Below are 23,809 nucleotides of genomic sequence, written 5' to 3' on the forward strand. Positions count from 1 at the left end.
CCCGATTTTGCGGCGGTTGCCAAAAGGGCCGCGAAGGTCTATCGGACCGCCCCGCAAGAACAAGAAAGAGACATCATGTCCAACTCATTTGTGAAAACAGATGCCCGGACGGAGGCGAAAAGCTTCTTCGTGCTGGGCGACAAGGTCGAGCGACGGGCTCGCCTGACAGGCAACTGGCTCAACATCTTCGACGTGACCGTTGAGCCCGGCGGCCACACACCGCGTCACGCGCATGCGAGCCCGGAAGTCTTCCGGATCATCGAGGGTACGCTGACGATCTGGCGGCTGACCGATACTGGACCGGAAGAGATCGAAGCCGGCGCCGGCGACATCGTCACCATCGCACCCTTCATGGTGCACGGCTATTCCAACAACGGAACCGTCCCGGTGGTCTTTTCTGCCATCGTCGACCGCGACATGGCCGAATTTATCGAGACCGAGGGCGTTACTGAACAGCCGCAAGGCAGCCCATCACCGGAAACGGTGGCACGCATGCGGGCGGCAGCAAACGCGCATGGGATCACGATCCTGGCTGCCTGATCGCGGATATCGCGCTTTGGTCGGCCTGGCGGCACCAACGGACATTCTGGAGGCGATCGCCGGCGAGTTCCCCGCAACATCGACAAGTTTCGCATCCGCCGCGTCGAGGACGTGGCCTGATATCAGGAGAAAGACGATGGCGTGGTCAGCCAGCCAATATGTGAAATTCGAGGATGAACGCACCCGCCCGGCGCGTGACCTGCTGGCGCAGGTACCGCTGACGGAGTTGCGCCACGCGGTCGATCTCGGCTGTGGACCAGGCAATTCGACAGAGCTGATCATTGACCGCTATGGCGCGCAAAATGTGTCGGGTCTCGACAGCGACCTGAACATGCTGGAGGCGGCCCGCAAGCGCCTGCCGGGCACGGCTTTCGTAGAGGCCAACCTTTCGACCTGGCAGCCCTCGGAGCCGGCGGACCTGCTCTTTGCCAATGCAGTGTTCCAGTGGCTGCCCAACCATCTCGATATTTTCGACCGGCTGATGGACGGGCTGGCGCCGGGCGGCGTGCTTGCCGTGCAGATGCCCGACAATCTCGGCGAGCCGAGCCATCTGACGATGGAGGAAACGGCCCATGCCGGTCCGTGGAAGGCCGCCTTCGAGCAGAAAAACGTGCGGCGCAATGTGCTTCCGCCGCCATCGACCTATTACAGCCGGCTGATCGCCAAATCCTCCCGCGTCGACATCTGGCACACGATCTACAATCACCCGATGGACAATGCCGCGGCGATCGTCGAATGGGTCAAGGGAACGGGCCTGCGCCCCTATCTCGACCATGCCGGCGAAGAACATCGCGAGGCGTTTCTGGCCGACTATCTCGAGCGTATAGACCGCGTCTATCCGAAGGCTGCTGACGGCAAGGTGCTGCTCAAGTTCCCGCGCTTGTTCATGGTGGCCGTGAAGGCCTGACCGGAAATTCTGATTTCTATGACGCCGGCAGCAGTCCGCGTGATCGCTGCCGGCGAAATTTTGTCCGCCATTCGCAAGCCACACGCAAAGTTTGAAGTGTAGCGGTTCGTCCTGGGATTTCTCAATCCAGACGTGCTTTCGCGACGCCGCCAGCGTCGATCGCTATTCTTTAAACGCCTTTGCGCCACCAGTGCGAGGCCCGACAAAGAGATTTTCAGATGGTTTCTTCCGTTTCCAACATGAGGCTTATGACGGCGCAGATTGCGTTGCAGACGATCAAGGGCGGCTCTTCGGAGAGCAGCTCCAGCAGCACGACCGATCACGACTATTCCAGCCTTCCCTCGCAGACGCGCTCGGCGCTGTCGGTCATGCTCGACAAGATCAATGCCGGCAAGGCCGGATCGACGGATACCTCCGGCAACACCACCGCCAGCACCGATATCACCACTGCCTCCTTCATGGCGCTGCTGCGCCAGAACATGACGGCTGCGGCAGACGCCAAGGGCGAAGGCAGCCAGGAAGCCGCCATGCTTGCCGCTTTCAAGAAGGGCCAGCTGACGGTCACCGACCCGACCCGGGGCGTTTCGATCAAGGCCTGGGACGTGACCGATCCCAAGGAAGCCGATGTCGACCAGAAGAAGGGCACGGCGATCAAGACTGAAGACTGGAATGACTTCCTGCGCGACCATCTGCAGCGCGATTCGCACGGACGCCTGGTTAGAAGCGAAAACGGCAGCTTCATCGAAAAGGGCACCGGCAACGAAGTCTATTTCGGACAGGTCGGCACACAGAATTACTACATCACCTGGCCGGTGAAGACCGACACAAAGCCGGCCACACAGACCGGCACTAAGACGGACACGACGACGGATAATACGTCCACTACCCAGAAGCCGGCAACGGACAACAACACGGACAACGCCAAGACCAGCTAAGCTGCTCTGGCGAAACAGATTTCATCGGCATCGTCTCCGGGGCTTCGGCCCCGGAACTGTTTTCAGGATATTGCGCCGCGTTCAGATCACCCTGTCAAATGCTTGTTATCATTGGGCTGCAGGTTCTCTTGCGGTAAAGCGGAAGCGCTTTATATTCGGCCGGGAGAATTAAGCTGGAGATGACACGCATGGACGCTCACCCCACCCCGCCCGTCACTCTCGTCATCTTCGGCGCCACCGGCGACCTGACACGGCGACTGCTGGTTCCTGCCATCATCAATCTCACCCGCAGCCGCCTCGTCGGCCAGGACCTGAACATCCTCGGCGTCGGCATCGAGCCCGGCGACGACGAATTCCTGCGCCAGCGGCTGGATGCTTTTCTCGCCCATCTCGAAGGCGAGGAGGCGAGCGCGAAGGATGAAGCCTGGGAGAGCCTGCGATCGCGCATCTCCTATCTGCAGGGCGATTTCACCAAGGACGATATCTTCCTCGAAATCGGCAAGCGGCTTGGCAAGACCTGCAATGCGGCCTTTTATCTCGCCGTGCCGCCAAGCTTCTTCGGGCCAATCGTCGAGAAACTTGCCGATCTCGGACTGATGGACGAAAGCGGCGGTTGCTTCCGTCGTATTGCGATCGAGAAGCCCTTCGGCACCGATCTCGCCTCGGCCCGCGCTTTGAACGAGCGCATCCTCGCCCGCGTGGAGGAAAGCCAAGTCTACCGGCTCGACCATTTCCTCGGCAAGGAAACGGTGCAGAACCTGATGACGGCGCGTTTCGCCAACATGATGATCGAGTCGCTGTGGAACAATCGCTATATCGACCACGTGCAGATCACCGCCTCGGAGATCGTCGATGTCGGCACGCGCGGGAAGTTCTATGATGCGACCGGCGCGCTGCGCGACATGATCCCCAACCATCTCTTCCAGCTTCTGGCAATGATCGCCATGGAGCCGCCGAACAGTTTCGACGCCGAGGCGATCCGCAACGAGAAGAGCAAGGTGCTGAAGGCTCTGCGCATCTATACACCAGAGGAAGCCAAGGCGAACGGCGTGCGCGGGGCTTACACGGCCGGTCCGCTGAATGGCACCGACTTGCCCGCCTATCGCGATACGAAGGATATCTCGCCCACCAGCAAGACCGAGACCTATGTGGCGCTGAAGCTCTATGCCGATACGTGGCGCTGGGCTGGCGTTCCCTTCTATCTGCGCACCGGCAAGGCGATGACGGCACGCGATACGGAGATCGTCATCACCTTCCAGCCGGTTCCCTTCGCGCAGTTTCGCGAAACGGAGGTCAACCGCCGCCTGCCGCCGAACAGGCTCGTCATCCAGGTGCAGCCCGATGAGGGCATGAGCATGGAGATTTCCATCAAGTCGCCAGGACAATCCGTCGACACCGTGCCGGTCTCGCTGGATTTCCGCTATGCCGACAAATTCGATATCGGCAAGACGACCGGCTATGAATCTCTACTCTACGACCTCTTCATCGGCGACCAGACGCTGTTCCAGCGCGCCGACGGCATTGAGGCCGGCTGGGCGGCGGTGCAGCCCTTTCTGGACGAATGGGCGAAAGATCAGAGCGTGCCGGACCCTTACGCACCCGGCAGCATGGGACCGGCCTGCGCCGACGAGCTTATCCAGCGAGACGGGCGTGAGTGGCATGAGCTTGGCGTGATCCTGCACAAGAACGGCAAATAACCGTTCCTGCACTGGAATTTAACTTACCGTTGGCGGCAGGCGGTAGCCAGCGTGCCGTCACGCTCGGCCGTGCGATAGGCGCGCGTGCCAGGCCGCGGGCAAGCCGTCCGGTCGGACGGAATGACGACGGTTATATTGTCGCTCTCGACGGGATCGAGCGGAATCGAAAAAGCATTACTTGATTCCGCGTCCGGCACCGTGCCGGGCGGCATGCCGCCAAAGCGGCCGGAATAGTCCATATCACCGAGGGCCTGGGAGAAGGCCGGGGCGGCGAAACCGAGGAGAATGATCGAGGCTGCTGCAATGACCATACGCATGATCATATTCCTTCTTATCTGGCCGATATGAAACGGGATTTGGGTATCCATCGTCCCAGCTGATCCCGGCCGTCGGTGAAAAAATACGGCACCTCTTTATCTAGGAAAGGTCAGTGCGGATTTCCATCCGGCGGATGGATTGATCAGGCCCTTAAAGCGTGTCGCGATCTCCAGGATTCGTTTGCCACGCTTTAGGCTCTTGTTTTCGCATGTCGTTACCACAAAACCGCTGCACACTTTTGCGTGACATGCTTTAAAAGGCGATCGATGCGTTGACGAAGAATGTGCGCGGCTGACCCACGAACTTGCCGCCATTATTGTCCGTCGAGCGCGTGAAATACTCCTTGTCGAACAGGTTCTTCACGCCGAAGGCAAATTGCGGGGCATTCTTCTTGTCTTCCGGCTGATAGGCGACGCGCAGGTTGAGGGTGCCGTAGCCTGGAATATCGCCGAGACGGCCCGTCGCGTCCTCGTCCGTCACATAGGTCGCGCCGGCATCGGCAGATCCCGGCGAATGCTGCTTTGACTGGGCCTGCAGGTCGGCATTGAGGATCCAGTCATCGTAGCGGTAGCGCGCGCCGAGCGAGGCGACCTGACGCGAATAGAACGGCAGGTCGCGGCCTTCGAAGGCGCCGGCTTCATAAGTCGCCTCGGTGTAGGTGTAGCTTGCCGACAGCGACAGGCCGTCGAGTGCGGGCACGACATCGCCGATATCGTAGTTGATGGCGGATTCGATGCCGCGGTGGCGGGTGGCGCCGAGATCGGTCCAGATGCCTTCGCCGACGATGGTGCGACCGAGATAGAGTTCCTTGTCGAAGTCGATATTGAAGGCAGTCAGCTCAGCATTCCAGGTATCGCCCTCATAATGCAGGCCGATTTCGTAGGTCGTCGCCTTCTCGGGATGCAGGCCATCCGTGGTGGATGCGAGCTGGCTGTACTGCTGTGGGCCGAAGGAGACGCCGACATTGCCGAAGACGGTCAGCTCATTGGTGAGCCGGTAGGAAGCCGACAATGTCGGCAGGGCTTCGTTCGCCTCGACCGAGGGAGAGAGCGAGCTAGTGACCGCACCACTGGTGCCGAAATTCACGACATCGTTGTGCGTGCTGATCATCTCGTACCGAATGCCCGGTGTGATGGTCCAGTCGCCGATCTCGATCTTGTCGTCGATGTAGAAAGCATGGGCTATCGTGCCGCCATCGCTCGTCTGGTAGGTCGGCGAGCTACGCGTGGTCGGATCGATGCCCGAGGCTCTGTTGTAGAAAGCCGTGCGGGACGCGACTTCCGAGCTTTCTTCCCAGAGATACCGATAGCCGACGGTCACCTCCTGGGTGATGCCGCCGAGCTCGAACAGGCGGGAATAGCGCGGCTCGATACCGAAATAGCTGTAGCTGCGCGGGGCAGACGTCAGGCGATAGAGGCCGGCGCTGGCGCCTGTGCCCTGCTGTTCCACATGGCTGCCGCGGAAGGAATCCACGTAGTAGGTCAGCACTTCGAAATTGTTGTCGCCGTCATCATGCTGGTAACGCAGCGAGATATCGTTGCGGCGGCCGCTGAAATCGTCATAGCGGCGTGTGGACTGGTAGGGATCGGCATCATATTCGGCGCTTGTCAGGCCGCCGGGCATCTTGCCCTCGCCCTCGTAGTGGTGGAACTGGATGCCGAGCTTGTCCGTATCCGAAAACTCGTAAGCGCCCTTGGCGATGATATCATCGATATCGGTGCGGTCGTTGGCGTCGCGATAGCCCTCGCCATGGATGCCGGAATAGAGAACGGCCGCACCAAGGCCGTCATCATTGGTGCCACCGATCAGGAAATTCGGTGTCGCCTTGACGTGGCCGTTATTGCCGGCGATCTCCGCGCCCGAGGAGAAGCGCGCGGTGAAATCCTCCGGGATCGGACGGGTGACGAAATTGATGATGCCGCCGACATTCTGCGGTCCGTAGCGTACGGAGCCGGCCCCTCGCACGACGTCGATCGTTTCGACATTTCCGAGCGTCAATGGAAAGAGCGAAAGCTGCGGCTGGCCATAGGGCGCATAGGCGAGCGGGATGCCGTCCATCAATACGGTGGAGCGTGGCGACAGGCGCGAGGTCAGGCCGCGCACGCCGAGATTCAGCGACACATCGCTGCCGCCGGTGCCGTTGGCTTCCTGCACCTGGACGCCGGGGATCTGGTTCAGCGCATCGCGGATATCCTGCGCACCTCGCTCTTCAAACTGTTCACGATCGAGGATCGTGCGGGCACCCGGATGTTTCAATACCTTTTCCTCGTTCGGCTCTTCCAGCCAGTTGCCGGTGATCTTGATCGTTTCGAGCTGAGTGACGGGGCCGTTAGCGGCCTCCTGCGCCAGCGCCGATGTGGCGGACGCCAGAAGGGCGACGGTGAGAACGAGCTGCTTTCCTTGGAATTTGGGGGCAATCATGGGGTTTTCCGTAGGCGTTCGAGAAGTCAGGGCAATAGGGGACCTTGCCGGAAATGCCTGGGCATTCCGGTGCAAGAGACTGTTTTTGTTGAACGATTATCTGACGATGTCAGCCGCTATGCCGGTATCGGCGTCTGGGCACGGTCTTATGGGAGAAGGAACGGACTTCAGCCGTCTTGCTGCGATGAAACAGGCGCGTCATGCAAAAACCCCGACAGTCAGCGCCGCTGCGGCACGGCGCCATGTCGTGGTGACTACAATATTGTAGTTTGTATTTCAATAAACATAACTGGATTTCTCATGTTTATTTTCATGCGGGTGGAATTGCAAAGAGATCGTCGCGAAGGTCAGTCGTTGCCGAGCGCCTGATCGCGCAGGTCTGCAAGGCGCTTCTTGGCATCCGTCGCCTGCTGCTGGTTGCGGACCGCTACGCCATAGGCAAGGAGATCGGCGATAACGATGGCGCCGATGCTCCAGCTTGCAAGCTTCGAGGGCGAACCAATGCAGGTCAAAATGGCCGAGACCTTGTCGGCATATTTAGCACGCAACTGCACGCCGCAGACCAGAATGACCTTGCAGCCGATATCCCCGAGCTGCCGGACGATGAGCTTGAATTCGGCCGTCTCGCGCACGGCGTGAAACATGACGATGACATCGGCGGGACGCAGATCGATCAGCTCATTGGCGAGCGTAAAGCCCGAGGCGCTGGAACAGCGGGTGCGCACGCCGGCGCGACTGAGCGCGATGGCGCAATGGCGCGCCTCGACCTCTGCCGTTCCCATGCCGATACACCAGACCGTATCGGCCTCTTCGACGATTGAGATGGCGGAGGCGAGCACCGCGCCATCCATCTGCTCCTCCGTGGAAGTCAGAACCTCACGGGCGGTCGCAAACATCTGCGTTGCAACCTTTTCCAGATCGTCGCCGGTGGCGCGGAAACGCTGCTCCAGACGCTCGCTGGTAGAAATGGTGCGCGCCATGACGCGGCCCGATACCCGCTTCAGCTCCGGCAGGCCGGAAAAGCCGAGGCGCTTGGCAGTTCTGATGACCGTCGCATCGCTGGTGCCGGTTTCGGCGGCGATCTCCTCGGCGCTCCGGAAAATCAGCACGTCGATCGGCATCTTCACCAGATGCTCCGCCACCGCGAGCTCCGATCGGCTGAGCTTTGTCCTGTGCTCTTCGAAATGCTCTCTCAGTATCGATGACGATCGATCGATTCCGTTCATCCGCCCTTCCCTAGATGATATTCAGAAGGCCGAATAACCGACTTTGGTGCATAGCGAAACAAGAAACCGATCACGCGTTTCTCAACCTGCAATACTTAAGCTCAGGCTCTCGCCCATGAACTGCCGGTCGCCCTCACCTTTCTGGCCGTGGCCGACGCTCCAGCGCGACGGCCAGACAAGGCGTTGAAGCCCCGACGAGGCGATCGCCTCGAAGGACGACCAGGCCTCTCTGCCATCGCGTCGCCAGAGCACACCGCCCGGCCCCATGCCGCCATGGAGAAGAATGTGGAGATCGAATTCCTTGCCCGGCGGCAGGTCAGGTCCGAAGAAATAATAGGGGCTGCGCCCGGGATCGCGGCCAAGGATGAGCGTCAACTGCTGCTGCCTGCCGCGCAGGCCGAGCCATAGGGGCGCCAAGCCTTCATCGCCGAAAGCCGAGAAGATCGTCTGCTGGGACGCGCAAGCGCCCGAGGCCATCCGACCGCTTAGGCGGAATTCAACGATCCGATCCGCGTCCATCGGACCCGACCAGAGAGCGTCATTCACGCCATGGGCAAGGCCGTTCCATCGATCTTTGCTTGCAACGACGGGAGGCCATTGCAGGCGCTCGCGCACAACGCCTTCGGTATCGAGAACCTGATAGCGCAGGCTGTCGCCCTCATCGAGGGTTGCCTGGATGCAATGGAGATATTCGACGCCCTCGGGCATTCTATGCGCGGTGCCGGCGCCTGCCGTGCATATCTGCAGCACACCGCGGTGAGCCTGTACATCGAAAGCCAGGATATGGCTGCAGCAATAGGCCAAGACATTGGCCTCCACGAGAATATCCCAGAAGCGCTCAGCATATTCATGGCCGATCTCGCGTTGGTAGGTGCCGGCATAACCATTGACCGGAAAGACCGGATGATGGCCAAGCACCAGCTTATAGCGAGCATCAGCATGGTCCTTCAGCGTCGCCTCCAGCCACTCCGTTTCGACATGACCTTCGCCGCCGAGACCGCTCCAGAGCGTATGGACGAAGACCATGAGCAGATCGCCGCGGCGAACCCAATAGGCGAGCCCCTCCTGCCCTGCCGGCCCGTTTGCCGGGAGGCCTAGCGTGTCGCGGAACACGGCCTCGCTCATCTCGTCATAGGTCGTATGATTGCCGGTCGTATGCCACATCGGAATGTTCGTTCGGTCGAGCCAAGCCATCTCGACGTCGAACCAGTGCCGCCACTGGGCGCGCAGCGATGCCTCATCCGCCGTCAGGCCGATGATCTCGTCGCCTGGAAAGAGGATGAACTGCGGCTGGGGCTCAAGCCTGCGCAGGACAGCATTCACCGATGCGAAGGTTCGCTCGTGCGGGGCGCCGGCAACGCCCGAGCAGGAATCGCCGTAGAGCACGAATTGATGGCCGCCCGATTTGGGCAACAAGGCTTTGATCGGGGATGCATCGGTCATCAAACACACACAGAAAAGGGAAAATGCCAAAAAACAAAGCCCCCGGACAGTGCCGGGGGCTTGTGGAAATCATGGAACGCCTCAGACGAACTGGCTGAGGCCGGGAACGGAAGCGACAACCTGATCGACCACCTCTTCGCCGGCGTGTTCCTTGGCAATCGCGATGGTTTCCTTGGCGAGCGAGGTGATTTCGCTCATACCGAGGCCTTCGCTCATCAGCTGCTGGCCGAGGCCCATGATGCCGCCGCCGCCGAGCGCGCTCATGAGGCCGCCGAGCAGACCGCCGCCGCCGGCGCCTTCGCCGTTGAACTGGGCGACGAGTTCGGTGGCGCCCGGGATCTTCTCGATCATCTCGGCGACCGGGCCATCGGCCGCCTCGCGCTGCAGGAAGCCGAGCATCATGCCGAGCGCCTTTTCGGCCAGGTCAGGCGCAATGCCCACACGATTGGCGATTTCAGTCACAATCTCATTCATCGTCTGCCTCCTATTTTGACGTTAACGTCAACGTAATCGAATCGAGGCGGCAACTCAAGCGTCGCTTTCCAAGGTCTCCGCTCCTGCTTTTCCTTTTAACGCAGACAGTTGTCCGTCTCCCGTCGCCTGCTTATAACAGAGAAACGATATTTGCATGAATGTGCGAAAAGAGGATCATCGCATATTCTGGAACTGAGCTGCGGCATCGACCGAGGAGACATTTTTACATGCTCGAGGACGGCAAGATTTTCATCGGCGCAAGCCGCAATCCTGATGACAGCATCAACAAGGGCGAATATCTCGACCTCAAGTTCGGCAACCGGCACGGCCTGGTGACCGGCGCCACCGGTACCGGCAAGACGGTGACCCTGCAGGTGCTGGCCGAGGGCTTTGCGAAAGCCGGCGTGCCGGTTTTCGCCGCCGACATCAAGGGCGACCTCTCGGGCATCGCCGCCAAAGGCGAGCCGAAGGATTTTCTCACCAAGCGCGCCGAGCAGATCGGCTTTGCCGACTATGAATTCGACCAGTTCCCGGTCATCTTCTGGGACCTCTTCGGCGAAAAGGGCCATCGGGTGCGCACGACGGTCGCCGAGATGGGACCGCTGCTGCTTGCCCGGCTGATGGATGCTTCCGAGCCGCAGGAAGGCGTCATCAACATCGCCTTCAAGATCGCCGACAAGGCCGGCCTGCCGCTGCTCGACCTCAAGGATTTCACGGCGCTGCTCAACTATATGGGTGAGAATGCGTCAGAGCTTTCCAACCAGTTCGGGCTGATTTCCAAGGCCTCCGTCGGTTCCATCCAGCGCGCGCTGCTGGTGCTGGAACAGCAGGGCGCCGAACATTTCTTCGGCGAGCCCGCGCTGAAGATTTCCGACATCATGCGCACGTCGAACAATGGCTACGGGCAGATCTCGGTGCTTGCCGCCGACAAGCTGATGATGAACCCCCGCCTTTATGCCACCTTCCTGCTGTGGCTGCTTTCCGAACTCTTCGAGGAACTGCCGGAGGTCGGCGATCCCGACAAGCCGAAGCTGGTGTTCTTCTTCGACGAAGCGCATCTGCTCTTCAACGATGCGCCGAAGGTGCTGGTCGAGCGCGTCGAACAGGTCGTGCGCCTAATCCGTTCCAAGGGCGTCGGCGTCTATTTCGTCACGCAGAACCCGCTCGACGTGCCGGAAACGGTGCTCGCCCAGCTCGGCAACCGCCTGCAGCATGCGCTGCGCGCCTATTCGCCGCGCGAGCAGAAGGCCGTGAAGACGGCCGCCGACACCTTCCGCCCGAACCCCGCCTTCGATTGCGCCACCGTCATCACCACTCTCGGCACCGGCGAGGCGCTGGTCTCGACGCTGGAAGCCAAGGGCGCGCCGTCGATCGTCGAGCGAACGCTGATCCGCCCTCCATCCGGCCGCGTCGGACCGGTGAGTGACGCCGAGCGCCAGCAGGTGATGGACCATAGCCCCGTGCTCGGCGTCTATGACGAGGATGTCGACCGCGAATCCGCTTTCGAAATGCTCGCCGCACGTGCCAAGAAGGCGGCTGATTCCGAAGCCGCCAAGCGGGCGCAGGAAGAGGCCCCGGCGCCACAGGAAGGCAGCACCACGTCCGGCTGGACGCTGCCCGGCTTTGGCGGCAGCGATGACGACCAGCCCGCCCGCGGCCAGTCTCGAGGCCGCGCCGGCTATCAGCGTGAAACGGTCATGGAAGCAGCGATGAAGAGCGTTGCGCGCACGGTGGCGACCCAGGTCGGCCGGGCGCTGGTGCGCGGCATCCTCGGCAGCCTGAAGCGCTAAGACCAAAGCGCGGCGCAATCTTTCAGATCCGCTTGCCGCGCTTTAAATCCCTGTTTTACACAGGTCGCGCAAAATCGCCGCGCGACATGCCTTAATCAGCGCTTACGGACAAATTCCGTGCGCAGGACGAGGCCCTTGATCGTATCGTGACGGCAGTCGATCTCCTCCGGATTATCCGTCAGACGGATCGAGCGGATGACAGTGCCCTGCTTCAGTGTCTGATTGGCGCCTTTTACTTTCAGGTCTTTGATAAGCGTGACGGAATCGCCGTCTTTCAACACGTTTCCGGAGGCGTCGCGAACCTCGGACGCAGCCTGCGCGGCTGCAGCCATCTCAGAAGCAGGGCGCCATTCGCCTGTCGCCTCGTCATAAACATATTCGTCGTCACCGCCTGCCATCACTTCGTCCTCGATCTGGAATTTCCTCAGTCCATCGACGGCCGCTTATAACGATCACAGGGTGTTGTGCAACTATAGTGGCAAACAGGCCGGCGAAATGTGTCCGGTCACAATCAGGTGTTCCGGCCTTTGCGGTAACGCGACCTGCGCGCCATCCTCCCTGTGGTCAGACCGCAGATCGATCAGCTTCGGCACGGCGGCGGCGCATCAGGAAGAGTGCGAGCGCCGAAAGGCAAATCGAGATTTCCAGCAGGAATGTCCAGTGAAGCAGGAAGCTCATGATCCAGCTGGCATGGGTTGCGGGGACTCGAACCAACTCGAATTCGCGAAAGGAAAAAGGTGCCAACCAAAAGAGCGGTGCCGCGATCGTGTCCATGACCATATGCAGCATGGCGGCTGCGAAGAAGACGCAACCTGCAGCGAGCCAGGCCGGACGAAGCCATTTGAGGAGCGGCAGGATAAGGATCGCCGAGACCAGCCAGAAGAGCGGCCAATGCGTGACATAGGCATGGTGATGAACCCGTCCGCCGGAGGCGTAGAAATAGATCATGTCAAAATCCGGCATGACGCTGCCGATCAGCGCCGTCGCCATCATGGCGGAGGACGACGCGCGCGCGGCAGTTCCGAGGATATAACCTGTCGGCAGATGCGCGATGAGCATGCGGTGCCTCCCCGTGATGTCTGACATCGCTAAGAAGCGATTGTGTCGGGATCAAAGCGGCCGCGACATGAAGACTTCGGTGTGGCTGATTTCAGCCGGCACGGTGTGAAAAGGCGGGCAATGGGTAAAGCCGAAGGCTTCATAGAGCGAGAGCGCACTTTTCAGATAGGCAGCGGTATTGACGAGCATAGTGGAGCGGCCGGTCTTTTTTGCTTCCTCGAATACCCTTCGCATCAGCAGATTGCCGATGCCCCGGCCGCGAAAAGCGGGGTCCACGTAGAATTTATGAATCTCCATGGCATGCGTCTCGAATGGCGCGAGTGCGATGCAGCCCGCCGGCGCTCCTTCCCACCGTGCGAGGAGCATTATCGCTTCATCGGAGCCGTATTTCCGGGCGAGGCTTTCATGATTTTCGCCGTGAAAAAGCGTCATGACAATCTCGGCACGAACGCCATGATCACGTCCCATCTCCACATCCAGGGCACCGAGCGCCTCGCAGAAGCCGGCGGCGATGACGAAATCCTCTGTGCTGTCTGCCCTTGAAACGGAAATCATCCCCACGTCCCCCGATCCCGGATGATGAAGGCCCTTCATACCATCTGAGCGTGTTTACTGCCATCGTGATCCCTTGTTTCCAGACGCAAGCAATGGTATTCCCTCGTGCAACCGAGAAAGAAAGGAGGGCTGCGCGTGAATATCTATTTCCGGCATCATCGCCAGCGTGGCCCAGTCAACGCCCTGCAGATGCGTTTGCAGGGCTGACCAGAGACCGTTTCTCGCAAATCTCCTCCTGGTCTGCCCCTAGTGGCACTGCTGCACCTGAATGCCCGCCGTTCAAGCTGCAAGCATTTCATCATCCGCCAAGCATAACGCGCTTTTCCGTCGATGGCTGGAAGCCCCGGATATGCGCGATCGCTTGGCAAGACCAGGATACGATCATGACCCTCATCAATATCCGCAATCTCGGCATCGTGCTGTCCGCGCCGCTGTTTTCGAAGCTCAATCTCGTCGTCAATGCCGGCGACCGGATTGGCCTCGTGGCGGCGAATGGGCGCGGCAAATCTACCCTGCTCAATCTCGTGACGGGCAAGCTGGAACCGACCGAAGGCGAGATCACCAAGGCGCGCGGGCTCACCATCGGCCATGTGGAGCAGAACGTGCCGCCGGCACTTCTCGACGCCAGTTTCCGCGATGCCGTGCTTCTCGCCCTTCCTCCTGATCAGGCTGACGGCGAAAGCTGGCGTGCGGATGTCGTGCTGGAATCGCTCGAAGTGCCGGAAGAGTTGCGCGAACGGCCGCTCCGACAGCTCAGCGGCGGCTGGCAACGGCTGGCACTGATCGCCCGCACCTCCGTGAACGAACCGGACGTGCTGCTGCTCGACGAACCGACCAACCATCTCGACCTCGAAAAGATCGCGCAGGTGGAAAGCTGGCTGAACGCACTGCCACGCGATACGCCCGTGATCATCTCCAGCCATGACCGCGCCTTCCTCGATGCGACGACCAACCGAACGCTCTTCCTGCGGCCGGAGCAATCGCCGGTCTTCTCCCTGTCCTATAGCCGGGCGAGAGCGGCACTCGACGAGGCTGATGCGTCCGACGCGCGACGCTACGAGAAGGATATGAAGACGGTCGAGCAGCTGCGTAAACAGGCGGCCAAGCTCAACAATATCGGCATCAACTCCGGCAGCGACCTGCTGGTGGTCAAGACAAAGCAGCTGAAGCAGCGCGCCGAGAAGTTGGAGGAAACCGCCAAACCCGCGCATCTGGAGCGTTCGGCAGGCGCGATCCGCCTTGCCAACAGGGGCACGCATGCGAAGGTCCTCGTCACGCTCGAGGATGCAGAGGTCACGATGCCAGATGGTACGCTGCTCTTCCGCACGGGAAAGCAGTTCATCTGCCAAGGCGACCGCATCGTGTTGCTGGGCCTCAACGGCGCCGGCAAGTCGCGGCTCGTCTCCATGCTCAGGGCAGCGATCGCAGAACCGGAAACGGCAAAGGCCGACATCAAGGCCACGCCCTCGCTGGTGCTCGGCTATGGCGACCAGCTGCTTGCCGATCTCAGCGATGCCGATACGCCGCTGCAGACGATCATCCGCCGCTTCGATGTCGGCGACCAGCGGGCGCGCTCGCTGCTTGCCGGCGCCGGCATGACGATCGAGATGCAGGGCAAGCCGGTCAAACTGCTCTCGGGCGGGCAGAAGGCACGGCTCGGCATGCTGGTGCTCAGACTGACGCAGCCGAACTTCTACCTGCTCGACGAGCCCACCAACCACCTCGATATCGAAGGGCAGGAGGCGCTGGAAAGCGAGTTGATGGCGCATGAGGCGAGCTGCCTGCTGGTGTCCCACGACCGCAGCTTCGTACGGGCAGTCGGCAACCGCTTCTGGCTGATCGAGCGGAAGAGACTGGTGGAGGTTGAGAGCCCGGGAGGGTTCTTTGCGAGTGTGGGGGCTGGATAGGCAGCTGTCGCGCCCTCATCCGAACCTTCGCGCCACCTTCTCCCCGCCGGGAAGAAGGCAGAGAACGTCCGGAACATCCCTGCTCCCCTCGGGGAAAGGTGCTGGCAGACGGATGAGGGGCTGCAAATGAATTGCTCGCCCCCTGTAACCAGCAAATCCTACCGCTTCTCAGCCGACAGACAGAAAAACGCGCCCTGCGGGTCCATGGCCTGGCAGACCCAGGAGCCGGGGACTTCCATCGGGCCGTTGACTACCTTGCCACCGCCCGCGTTGATGCGGTCGATCGCGGCATCGAGCGCCGGCACAGTGAAATAATAGGTCCAAAAGGACATTTTGATTTCCGGCGGGCGGGTCATCATGCCGCCGGTCTGTTTTCCGTGCTCGGCGAAGATGTGGTAGACGCCCATCGGCCCCATGTCGAAGTCCTGATCCTTCGTCCAGCCGAAGAGCTTGGAATAGAAATCGAAGGCCTTGGCGCCATCGGTGGCATAGAGCTCGTACCAGCCGATATGGCCTGGTGTGCCGACAGGGACTTCCGGACGCGGGGTTTCCGGCGGGATCGGTGTCATGATGCAGAGAACGGCACCCTGCGGATCGGCGACGACGGCGAAACGACCGATACCTGGGATATCAGCTGGCGGGCGGCGCACGGTGCCGCCATTTGCCTCATAATCTTTTGCCGTCTGATCGACATCATCGACACAGAGATAGGCGGTCCAGTTCGGGGGAATGCCCTGACCTTCCAGCTCGGCCGGAAAGGGCATCATGCCGACTGAGGGAACACCGTTCGCCTCGAAGATCGAATATTGTGGCTGGTCTTCCGCCGGCATCGGCGATGAAGTCCAGCCAATGACGGAGCCGTAGAATTTCTTCGCCGCATCCGGGTCGGGCGTCATCAGTTCACACCATATGAATTTGCCATGTGTATCGGACATCGTGCCCTCCTGGGTCCACGCTTGAGTTCTGTCGCTTTGTTCTCAGGCAATTCCGCGCGCAAAACCGCTCTCGCGGCTTTGCTGGAATTGCTCTCATCGATATGCCCCGGCGATTTCAGCCCTTGCGGGTATATTTGACTTCCATGAACTGCTTCCAGGTGCCGTCGGCTTCCCTGACGCTCGATGTGAAGGTTCTGGCGTTGTCGTCGAGGAAGGCGATCTGCTCGCGATAGTCGGCAAGGCCGTCGCCTTCGAAGGCCGGTCCCCTGGTATAGAGCGACAGAACATTACCCGAGGGCTCGATCTCGCCCTCATAGGTCCACATGTAGTCCATCATCGAGCCGATCCAGCTGCCTACATATTTGCTTTTGCTCGAGTCGTAGCCGAGGGTCAGGATCGTCGTTGCCTGCTTGCCGTCGGTCATTTCACCGGCTCCTTCGGCAACGAACCAGATGCCTTGCAGGGAGCGCACGCTCTCCTGCCAAGGCTTGTCGCCGGTCATGTCCGAAGCGGCAACGGTCCAGTGACCGACCATTCTCTCCAGGAAAGCATGCTCCTTCAGCACTTCTGCAGTCTTCATCGTCCTTCTCCTCCGGATGATGGATGGCTGGGTCTAGTGGCAGCTGGATGAGGCTTGGGGGGCTTCCTCATATTCATCGTGACGCTTCACGAAATCCATGGTCGAATCTTCGTTGCGGCCCTTGGGCGCGTGATCCAGGATCATCAGCGTACCAAGGATCTCTTCGGCGCCGCGGGCATAGCTCGAATAGGTATGGAACACTTCGCCCTTCTCATTCCGGTAAAAGGCCGAAAGTCCGGGCAGCTCATCATTGGCGTCAGAGGGCGCTATCGGAGAGAAATTATAAAAGACCTTGTCTTTGGCAAGGTCCTCAGGCGTGAAAGATACGTGATAGTCGAAGTTGAAATCGCTGCCGAAGGACGAAACCCAGGGGAATTTCCAACCCATGCGCTGCTTGTAGGCCTCGATCTTGGCAAGTGGTGCGCGGGCGACGGCGACAAGTGTGACGTCGTGGTGGTTCAAGTGCGGCAGCGTGCCGTCGAGATGATCGGCGAGGAACGAGCAGCCGGGGCAACCGGCCTCCCATTCAGGGCCGAACATGAAGTGATAGACCATGAGCTGGCTGCGGCCATCGAAAAGGTCGGCGAGCGATTTCGGCCCCTGGGGCGTATCGAACGTGTAGTTCTTGTCTACTTTCACCCAAGGCAAAGCCATGCGCTCGGCATTCACTTTGTCTCTGAGATGCGTCGCCTCTTTCTCTCTCAGGAGCAAAGCTCGGCGGGCTTCAAGCCATTCCTCGCGGGAAACGGCGGGATTTTGAGTCACCTTGTTCAACATGATCTACGCCCTCCTCCGGCGCGGCAGGCATTTTCCGGCAGATAGTCTCCTCTCCTTGACTAAATACATTGATATCAATAGAAATAGATCATGTCAAACTCGATCGCGATTCCTTTTTCTACGACGCTTCTGGTGCGGGATACGTGCCTGTGCCTGCATGTGCAGCGCGTAGCCCGTGCGCTCGCAAGGCTGTTCGACGATGCATTGCGGCCCGTCGGCCTCACCAACGGCCAGTTCTCGCTGCTGATGTCCCTGAACCGACCGGAACCGCCACCGATGGGACCGGTCGCAAGCCTGCTCGCTATGGATCAGACGACACTGACGGCGGCGCTAAAGCCGCTGCAGCGCAAGGGTTTCGTCAATGTGGTGCAGAATCCGAGGGACCGGCGCGGCCGCCTCCTCTGCCTGACGGATGAAGGGCGGACGGCGCTGCAAAAGGCTCTGCCGATCTGGGAAAGCACGCATGCTGCGCTGGAAGCAAAGCTGCCAAATGGCGATGCGGATGGGCTGAGGCGGGACTTGCAGTACCTGGCGTGAACCCTACAAGGCGCGGGATAGACGGCTGCAAAATTGGCCGCAAAAAGCCTCTTGACTTAGAGTGCGCTCAAAGCCGTAGCTTCCTTGGCGTCGTGACGAGAACAGGTGTTTCATGAAGATCAGCGACCTCGCGAAACGGTGCGGTCTGTCAGCTCATACGCTGCGTTATTACGAGCGTATCGGCCTGCTGCCCTATGCCGATCGCGACCGATCCGGACAACGCGACTACGACGCTTCAATCCTTTCCTGGATCGAGTTTCTCGGCCGTCTGAAGACGACCGGCATGCCGATCCGCGACATGCTGCTTTATGCAAAGCTTGCCGGTAGCGGGAAAGCCACTTTCGGCGAGCGTCGCGAGATGCTCAAGAAGCATCGTGAGCATGTCCGGGCCCATGTGGCCGATCTCGAATCCTGCCTTCGCGTCCTCGACGGCAAAATCGCCTCCTATGAGGAGGCGGAAGAAAGGATGAGAGATGACAAACGGAAGATTGCAGACACGCCGGCTCGGGCAAGGACTTGAGGTCGGGTCGATCGGCCTCGGCTGCATGGGCATGAACTGGGCCTATGGCGCAACGGCGGACGATAGAGGTGAGGCGATCGCCACGATCCATCATGCGCTTGAGTGCGGTGTCACCCTGCTCGATACGGCCGATACCTATGGTCCGCACACCAACGAAGAACTTGTTGGGGAAGCGATCAAGGACCGGCGTGACCAGGTGGTACTGGCAACCAAGTTCGGCATCGTACGCGCAGCTGGAGCGATGCCCGGCGTCAGCGCCCAATCGGCCAACGGACGGCCAGACTATGCAAAGGCATCCTGCGAAGGGTCTTTGCGGCGGCTCGGCGTCGACCATATCGACCTCTACTATCTCCACCGTGTCGATCCCGATACGCCGATCGAAGAGACGGTGGGCGCGATGAAGGAACTCGTCGAAGCCGGCAAGGTCCGGCATATCGGCCTGTCGGAAGCCAGCGCCGAGACGATCCGCAGGGCGCATGCCGTGCATCCCATTGCTGCCGTTCAAAGCGAATATTCGCTCTGGTCGCGCGAACCGGAAGACGGCGTGCTGCAGACCCTTCGTGAACTCGGGATCGGGCTTGTCGCCTATTCACCGCTCGGACGCGGCTTCCTGTCCGGAGCGATCAAGTCCGTCGACGAACTCGCGTCCGACGACTACAGACGCAGTTCGCCGCGGTTCATGGGTGACAATTTCAAGCGCAATCTCGAACTTGTCGCTGTGGTCGAAGAGATCGCGCGCCGCAAGGACGCAACACCGGCGCAACTGGCGCTCGCCTGGGTGATGGCTCAGGGCGAAGATATCGTGCCTATTCCCGGAACTCGCCGCCGCACACGGCTCGACGAAAACCTCGGAGCGGCTGCCGTTGATCTGACGCAGCAGGATCTCGAGGAAATCGCCGGCGCCCTGCCCCGCGCTGTCGGAGATCGCTACAGCGAAGTCGGCATGCGCGCGCTCAATGGATAAGACATCCGGAAAGCATGAAGTCTTCTCCCCAACGTCTGGGGAGAAGACAGTATTATCGTGACGATCAGCGCGTCAGGTCGAGCGATGCCGTCAGGTTGCCCATCGGCGGCTCGTTGTTCAGCGCCAGCGCCTTGTCGCGGGCAAGCAGACCCGGCAGCACCGGCAGGTCGTAACGGGCCGTGATCAGGCGCAGGATCGAGGTCGTGTCATATTGCGTATGGTCGATCATGCCGGCCTTGGCATAGGGCGAGATGATGAAGGCCGGAATGCGGTTGCCAGGGCCCCAGCGGTCGGCCTTCGGCGGAGCGACGTGATCCCAGAAGCCGCCGTTTTCGTCATAGGTGACGATGACGAGCATGTGGCCCCATTGCGGACTCTTTTCGAGATGGGAGACGAGATCGGCGAGGTGCTGGTCACCACTCGAAACATCGGCGTAACCGCCATGTTCGTTGAGGTTGCCCTGCGGCTTGTAGAAGGAAACGGCCGGCAGTTTGCCGTCGTCGATATCCTTGATGAAGGCTTCGCCACCGAGGCCGCCGTCCTTCAGATGTTCGGCGCGGGCGGGCGTGCCCGGCGCGAAGTTGGCGAAATAGTTGAAGGGCTGATGGTGGAACTGGAAGTTCGGCACCGGCGTGGCGTTCTTGCCATCGAGCGCTGCCTGCCAGGCGCCGCTATACCATGCCCAGGTGACGCCCTTCAGCGACAGCAGGTCACCGATGGTGATTTCGTGCTGCGGCGGCAAGGTGTTGGGCTGCGAGGGATCAGCATAGGCTGCATCGCCATCCTTGGCCGGAGCATTGGCGCTCGGCTGGTAGGGCGGCTGCATGGTGTTGACGGCATAGAAATCCGGCGTGAGGTTGCCGTCGGAGACGAATTTCGGGGCACCGTCGAGCGCGGATTTTGGGGCATTTTCGGCAACGGTCAGCGAAATGCCGTCGGCATCGACCTTGGCGATCGTGGGCTTGGCGGGGCTCTTGTCGGCATCCGCATAATAGGGTGCGCAGGCGCAGATCAGCTGGAAGTGGTTGAAGAATGAGCCGCCGAAGCCGCCCTGGAAGAAGTTATCGGCGAGGACGTATTTCTTGGCGACCTGCCACATGGGCAGGATCGAGCCGTCATAGTGGCCCATGACAAGGCTGCCGGAATCAGCCCAGGCGACGAACTTGTCGTTCTTGCCGCCGTCGATCTGCATCTGCTCCTGGTAGAAGCGGTGCCAGAGGTCGCGGGTGATGACATTGGTCGGCTGCGCGAAGCCCTTGGGATCGTCGATCGAGAAGACGGCATTGGCGAGGTGGGCGGACTGCGCCTCGGTGATCGCGGGTGTCACACCCTTGGCGGTCAAGCCGCCCCAGGCCGGCGGCAGTTCGGCGAGCGGTGCGCCATCGCGATCGAGCTGGCGTGCCTGGCTTTCGCTTGCGTTGGCGAGGCCGTTGGCACCCGGAAAGCTGCCATAGAGGTTATCGAAACTGCGGTTTTCAGCGTAGATGACGACGATATTCTGGATTTTGTCCATGCCGGCGGGCGCTGCATGGGCGGCCGTGGCAAGCGCCAGCGGCAGCATGGCCGAGCCGGCCAGCGAAAGATTGCGGAGGAATTTCAGTCTGGTCATGGCGGGATACCTCATGGCTAAGGGGGCGTGGCTAGAGGGGCGCCGGGCGGACGTGGAAGACCCAAGCGCAGGCGAGACGCTATTCCCGCCATCTATCAGCTTTGTGACATCGGGCGGGTTGTTGCAGCGGCCGGTACGCGCGCGTCATCAATCTGTTGCAGTCAGGTTCGATCATGAGCGTGCATCATGTTAACCCATTGGAATCGCTGACATGGCGACAAAGATTATCTGGCTTCTGCGGTCTGGCCTGGCGCTTGGTCTGGCGGTCAGTGCGCTCGGTTTTGGCCTTTTGCCCCTGCGGCAAAGCAGCGCGGCCGTCACCGGCGGCGTGCACCCCGGCCCCATGTCGCGGGCGCAAGCCTATGCCCGCGCTGAGGCGCTGACGGAACTCGGCCGCAAGATGTTCTTCGATTCCTCTCTTTCGGCCTCCGGCATGCAGGCCTGCGCCTCCTGCCACGATCCGCATCATGGTTTCGCCCCAGCTTCCGCAACGCCGATCGAAATGGGCGGGCCGCATATGGACCAGCCGGGACTGCGCGCCGTGCCGACCTTACGCTACCTGCAGGCCGTCCCCTCCTTTACCGAGCATTTCTACGATTCCGAAGACGAAGGCGACGAGAGCGTCGACAATGGGCCGACCGGCGGCCTGACCTGGGACGGGCGCGTGGACCATGGCTACGACCAGGCGAAGATCCCGCTGCTTTCGCCTTTCGAAATGGGCAACAAGGACGAAAGCCAGGTCGTCGCCTCGCTCAGCAAAGCAGCCTATGCCGGTGATTTCAAGGAGATTTTTGGCCAGGATGTCTTCGGCAATGCAGGGGATGCCTTCCAGGGAGCAGTCGAGGCGCTCAGCACTTTCGAGCAGAGCGGCGCAGACTTCTATCCCTATTCCAGCCGCTATGACACCTTTCTTGCCGGCAAGGGCACTCTGACGGCGCAGGAGCTTCACGGGCGCGAGCTCTTCGAAGATCCGGCCAAGGGAAACTGTTCGAGCTGCCATCTGAGCGAGCCCGCCAATGATGGGGAGCCGCCGCAATTTTCCGACTTCGGCTTCCTCGGTCTCGCAGTGCCGCGCAACATGGCGATCCCGGCCAACAACGATCCTGACTATCACGACCTCGGCCTTTGCGGCCCTCAGCGTACCGATTTCAAGGATCGGCCGGAATACTGCGGCCTGTTCCGTACGCCGACTCTGCGCAATGTGGCGCTCAAGAAGAGCTTCTTCCACAATGGCTATTTCCATTCACTGCGCGATGTCGTCTCCTTCTATGCCACGCGCGACAGCGATCCGGGCCGCTGGTATCCGAAAAACGCCGACGGCACGATCCGCAAATATGACGATATACCCGAGGCCTATTGGGGCAATCTCAATCAGGACCCGCCCTTCGGCCGCAAGCCCGGCGATCCGCCGGCACTGACTGAATCGGAAATCGACGATATCGTCGCTTTCCTGGGCACTCTGACTGATGCCGATCAGTTGCCCGGGCCGGAACAGCGGGCGGCGCATTAATTCAAAAGAAAAGGCCGGAGCAATGCCCCGGCCTTTATTCACTGGCGCAGCAAGTAATCAGGCGACTGTGACCGGAACTTCGGTCGAGGTGCGCATGGCGTGGCTGTAAGGGCAGACGATGTGGGCCGCAGCTGCGAGCTTTTCAGCAGTTTCGCGGTCGACGCCCGGGATGTTGACGGTCAGGGCCACTTCGATCCCGAAACCGGTGCCATCTTCACGCGGGCCGATGCCGACGGTTGCGGAGACGGTGGTTTCCTCGGGAATCTTGACCTTTTCCTTGCCGGCCACAAATTTCAAAGCACCGAGGAAGCAAGCCGAATAACCGGCTGCGAAGAGCTGTTCGGGATTGGTGCCGGTTGCGCCGTCGCCGCCGAGTTCCTTCGGCACGGTCAGCGTGACGTCGAGAACGCCGTTTTCGGAAACGGCGCGGCCGGCGCGGCCACCGGTGGCGGAAGCTTTGGTCGTATAGAGAATAGGCATGACAATCTCCTTTGGTTAGCCCCGTTCGTTCGGGTTGAGTTTTTAATAATGTCCAATTAAATTGCACGCAAGTGAATTTTGCAAATTGCATTCAGAATTTGAAAAGAGGACAATGAGACCTCTAGGGATGGCAGCGATGAAAGCGAGAACTGCGAAAGTGATGGAAATACCGGAAGAGGAAAAGCGGCTGGAGAAGCAGCTCTGTTTCGCGGTCTACGCGACGGCGCATGCCTTTACCCGCGCCTACAAGCCCATACTCGACAGGGTGGGTCTCACTTATCCGCAATATCTCGTCATGCTGGTTCTATGGGAAAAAGCCGAACTGCCGGTCAAGACGATCGGAGAGCAGCTCGATCTCGATTCCGGCACGCTCTCCCCTCTGCTCAAGCGGCTGGAGCAGAACGGCCTCATCAAGCGCACCCGCGATTCCCGCGACGAGCGGCAGGTCATCGTGTCGCTGACGCCGAAAGGTCAGGCGATGAGGGGCGAGGTCAATATGATCATGTCTTCGATCGGCGAGGCGATCGGCTGCACGCTGGAGGAAATGGCGGTCATGCGTGACATGCTGAGCCGGCTGCGCGGAAACCTCAACGCAAGCATATAGGCCGTGACTTGATCACGGACT

At 60.5% G+C, this 23,809-nt stretch carries 24 protein-coding genes; 11 read left to right on the forward strand and 13 right to left on the reverse strand.

The genetic code is table 11. The features are described from left to right. The first annotated feature begins 75 nt into the window (after positions 1-75). The 4 genes from H4W29_RS04355 to zwf all read left to right on the forward strand — a co-directional run bounded on the left by H4W29_RS04355 (position 76) and on the right by zwf (position 4,079). Positions 76-540: a cupin domain-containing protein gene (locus tag H4W29_RS04355; protein WP_192727834.1), complete on the forward strand. Its 465-nt coding sequence runs from the start codon at positions 76-78 to the stop codon at positions 538-540. A 136-nt stretch (positions 541-676) separates the two neighbouring features. After that, positions 677-1,447, forward strand: coding sequence for a trans-aconitate 2-methyltransferase (tam, locus tag H4W29_RS04360; protein WP_192727835.1), 771 nt, complete (start codon positions 677-679; stop codon positions 1,445-1,447). A 218-nt stretch (positions 1,448-1,665) separates the two neighbouring features. After that, positions 1,666-2,382 (forward strand): hypothetical protein, encoded by a 717-nt coding sequence (locus tag H4W29_RS04365; protein WP_192727836.1) that lies wholly within the window; start codon positions 1,666-1,668, stop codon positions 2,380-2,382. A 188-nt stretch (positions 2,383-2,570) separates the two neighbouring features. Beyond that, positions 2,571-4,079: a glucose-6-phosphate dehydrogenase gene (gene zwf / locus H4W29_RS04370; RefSeq protein WP_192727837.1), complete on the forward strand. Its 1,509-nt coding sequence runs from the start codon at positions 2,571-2,573 to the stop codon at positions 4,077-4,079. A 23-nt stretch (positions 4,080-4,102) separates the two neighbouring features. On the opposite strand, the gene H4W29_RS04375 is transcribed toward zwf, so the two are convergent. The 5 genes from H4W29_RS04375 to H4W29_RS04395 all read right to left on the reverse strand — a co-directional run bounded on the left by H4W29_RS04375 (position 4,103) and on the right by H4W29_RS04395 (position 9,961). Beyond that, the gene (locus H4W29_RS04375) at positions 4,103-4,396 is read right to left on the reverse strand and encodes a hypothetical protein (RefSeq protein WP_192727838.1); all 294 of its coding nucleotides are present in this window, start codon (positions 4,394-4,396) and stop codon (positions 4,103-4,105) included. 253 nt (positions 4,397-4,649) lie between these two features. Further along, positions 4,650-6,818 (reverse strand): TonB-dependent receptor family protein, encoded by a 2,169-nt coding sequence (locus H4W29_RS04380; protein WP_192727839.1) that lies wholly within the window; start codon positions 6,816-6,818, stop codon positions 4,650-4,652. 347 nt (positions 6,819-7,165) lie between these two features. Beyond that, positions 7,166-8,044, reverse strand: a complete 879-nt coding sequence (locus H4W29_RS04385; RefSeq protein WP_192727840.1) for a MurR/RpiR family transcriptional regulator — start codon at positions 8,042-8,044, stop codon at positions 7,166-7,168. Positions 8,045-8,125: 81 nt separating this feature from the next. Next, a complete protein-coding gene (locus tag H4W29_RS04390; protein WP_192727841.1) occupies positions 8,126-9,487 on the reverse strand; it encodes a metallophosphoesterase family protein in 1,362 nt (453 codons plus the stop codon). An 81-nt stretch (positions 9,488-9,568) separates the two neighbouring features. Then, entirely contained in the window at positions 9,569-9,961 is a 393-nt protein-coding gene (locus H4W29_RS04395) for a hypothetical protein (protein WP_192727842.1), read from the reverse strand. A gap of 227 nt (positions 9,962-10,188) precedes the next feature. Between H4W29_RS04395 and H4W29_RS04400 the strand changes: the two genes are divergently transcribed. Continuing rightward, positions 10,189-11,751, forward strand: a complete 1,563-nt coding sequence (locus H4W29_RS04400; protein ID WP_192727843.1) for a helicase HerA-like C-terminal domain-containing protein — start codon at positions 10,189-10,191, stop codon at positions 11,749-11,751. A 95-nt stretch (positions 11,752-11,846) separates the two neighbouring features. Here the strand turns inward: H4W29_RS04400 and H4W29_RS04405 are convergent, their stop codons facing one another. The 3 genes from H4W29_RS04405 to H4W29_RS04415 all read right to left on the reverse strand — a co-directional run bounded on the left by H4W29_RS04405 (position 11,847) and on the right by H4W29_RS04415 (position 13,365). Next, complete coding sequence (locus tag H4W29_RS04405; protein ID WP_183735631.1) at positions 11,847-12,149, reverse strand: alkylphosphonate utilization protein; 303 nt, start codon at positions 12,147-12,149, stop codon at positions 11,847-11,849. Between the two features lie 166 nt (positions 12,150-12,315). Next, positions 12,316-12,810, reverse strand: coding sequence for a metal-dependent hydrolase (locus tag H4W29_RS04410; protein ID WP_192727844.1), 495 nt, complete (start codon positions 12,808-12,810; stop codon positions 12,316-12,318). Positions 12,811-12,861: 51 nt separating this feature from the next. Then, positions 12,862-13,365, reverse strand: coding sequence for a GNAT family N-acetyltransferase (locus tag H4W29_RS04415; protein WP_192727845.1), 504 nt, complete (start codon positions 13,363-13,365; stop codon positions 12,862-12,864). A gap of 383 nt (positions 13,366-13,748) precedes the next feature. On the opposite strand from H4W29_RS04415, the gene H4W29_RS04420 reads away from it, so the two are divergent. Further along, a complete protein-coding gene (locus tag H4W29_RS04420; RefSeq protein ID WP_192727846.1) occupies positions 13,749-15,272 on the forward strand; it encodes an ABC-F family ATP-binding cassette domain-containing protein in 1,524 nt (507 codons plus the stop codon). Positions 15,273-15,430: 158 nt separating this feature from the next. Here the strand turns inward: H4W29_RS04420 and H4W29_RS04425 are convergent, their stop codons facing one another. The 3 genes from H4W29_RS04425 to H4W29_RS04435 form a co-directional block, all read right to left on the reverse strand. Beyond that, positions 15,431-16,207, reverse strand: a complete 777-nt coding sequence (locus H4W29_RS04425) for a VOC family protein (RefSeq protein WP_192727847.1) — start codon at positions 16,205-16,207, stop codon at positions 15,431-15,433. Positions 16,208-16,322: 115 nt separating this feature from the next. Continuing rightward, on the reverse strand, positions 16,323-16,787 hold the full coding sequence (locus H4W29_RS04430) for a DUF1579 domain-containing protein (RefSeq protein ID WP_192727848.1): 465 nt from the start codon (positions 16,785-16,787) through the stop codon (positions 16,323-16,325). 33 nt (positions 16,788-16,820) lie between these two features. Further along, positions 16,821-17,564, reverse strand: coding sequence for a DUF899 domain-containing protein (locus H4W29_RS04435; protein ID WP_192727849.1), 744 nt, complete (start codon positions 17,562-17,564; stop codon positions 16,821-16,823). A 90-nt stretch (positions 17,565-17,654) separates the two neighbouring features. On the opposite strand from H4W29_RS04435, the gene H4W29_RS04440 reads away from it, so the two are divergent. The 3 genes from H4W29_RS04440 (at position 17,655) to H4W29_RS04450 (ending at position 19,585) form a co-directional block, all read left to right on the forward strand. Then, positions 17,655-18,101, forward strand: coding sequence for a MarR family winged helix-turn-helix transcriptional regulator (locus H4W29_RS04440; protein WP_192727850.1), 447 nt, complete (start codon positions 17,655-17,657; stop codon positions 18,099-18,101). Positions 18,102-18,213: 112 nt separating this feature from the next. Next, positions 18,214-18,621 (forward strand): MerR family transcriptional regulator, encoded by a 408-nt coding sequence (locus H4W29_RS04445; protein ID WP_192727851.1) that lies wholly within the window; start codon positions 18,214-18,216, stop codon positions 18,619-18,621. After that, entirely contained in the window at positions 18,590-19,585 is a 996-nt protein-coding gene (locus tag H4W29_RS04450; protein WP_192730670.1) for an aldo/keto reductase, read from the forward strand. Before H4W29_RS04445 ends, H4W29_RS04450 begins: the two co-directional genes overlap by 32 nt. 64 nt (positions 19,586-19,649) lie before the next feature. Here the strand turns inward: H4W29_RS04450 and H4W29_RS04455 are convergent, their stop codons facing one another. Then, the gene (locus tag H4W29_RS04455; RefSeq protein ID WP_192727852.1) at positions 19,650-21,194 is read right to left on the reverse strand and encodes an acid phosphatase; all 1,545 of its coding nucleotides are present in this window, start codon (positions 21,192-21,194) and stop codon (positions 19,650-19,652) included. Positions 21,195-21,405: 211 nt separating this feature from the next. On the opposite strand from H4W29_RS04455, the gene H4W29_RS04460 reads away from it, so the two are divergent. Continuing rightward, a complete protein-coding gene (locus H4W29_RS04460; RefSeq protein WP_192727853.1) occupies positions 21,406-22,704 on the forward strand; it encodes a cytochrome-c peroxidase in 1,299 nt (432 codons plus the stop codon). Positions 22,705-22,761: 57 nt separating this feature from the next. Here H4W29_RS04460 and H4W29_RS04465 read toward each other — a convergent pair whose 3' ends face one another. Continuing rightward, complete coding sequence (locus H4W29_RS04465; RefSeq protein ID WP_113427204.1) at positions 22,762-23,184, reverse strand: organic hydroperoxide resistance protein; 423 nt, start codon at positions 23,182-23,184, stop codon at positions 22,762-22,764. Between the two features lie 127 nt (positions 23,185-23,311). Here H4W29_RS04465 and H4W29_RS04470 point away from each other — a divergent pair, with 127 nt between their 5' ends. After that, positions 23,312-23,788: a MarR family winged helix-turn-helix transcriptional regulator gene (locus H4W29_RS04470; protein WP_192727854.1), complete on the forward strand. Its 477-nt coding sequence runs from the start codon at positions 23,312-23,314 to the stop codon at positions 23,786-23,788. The last annotated feature ends 21 nt before the right edge of the window (positions 23,789-23,809 follow it).

Origin of the sequence: Rhizobium viscosum, from assembly GCF_014873945.1 — a bacterium.
Classification (GTDB): domain Bacteria; phylum Pseudomonadota; class Alphaproteobacteria; order Rhizobiales; family Rhizobiaceae; genus Rhizobium; species Rhizobium viscosum.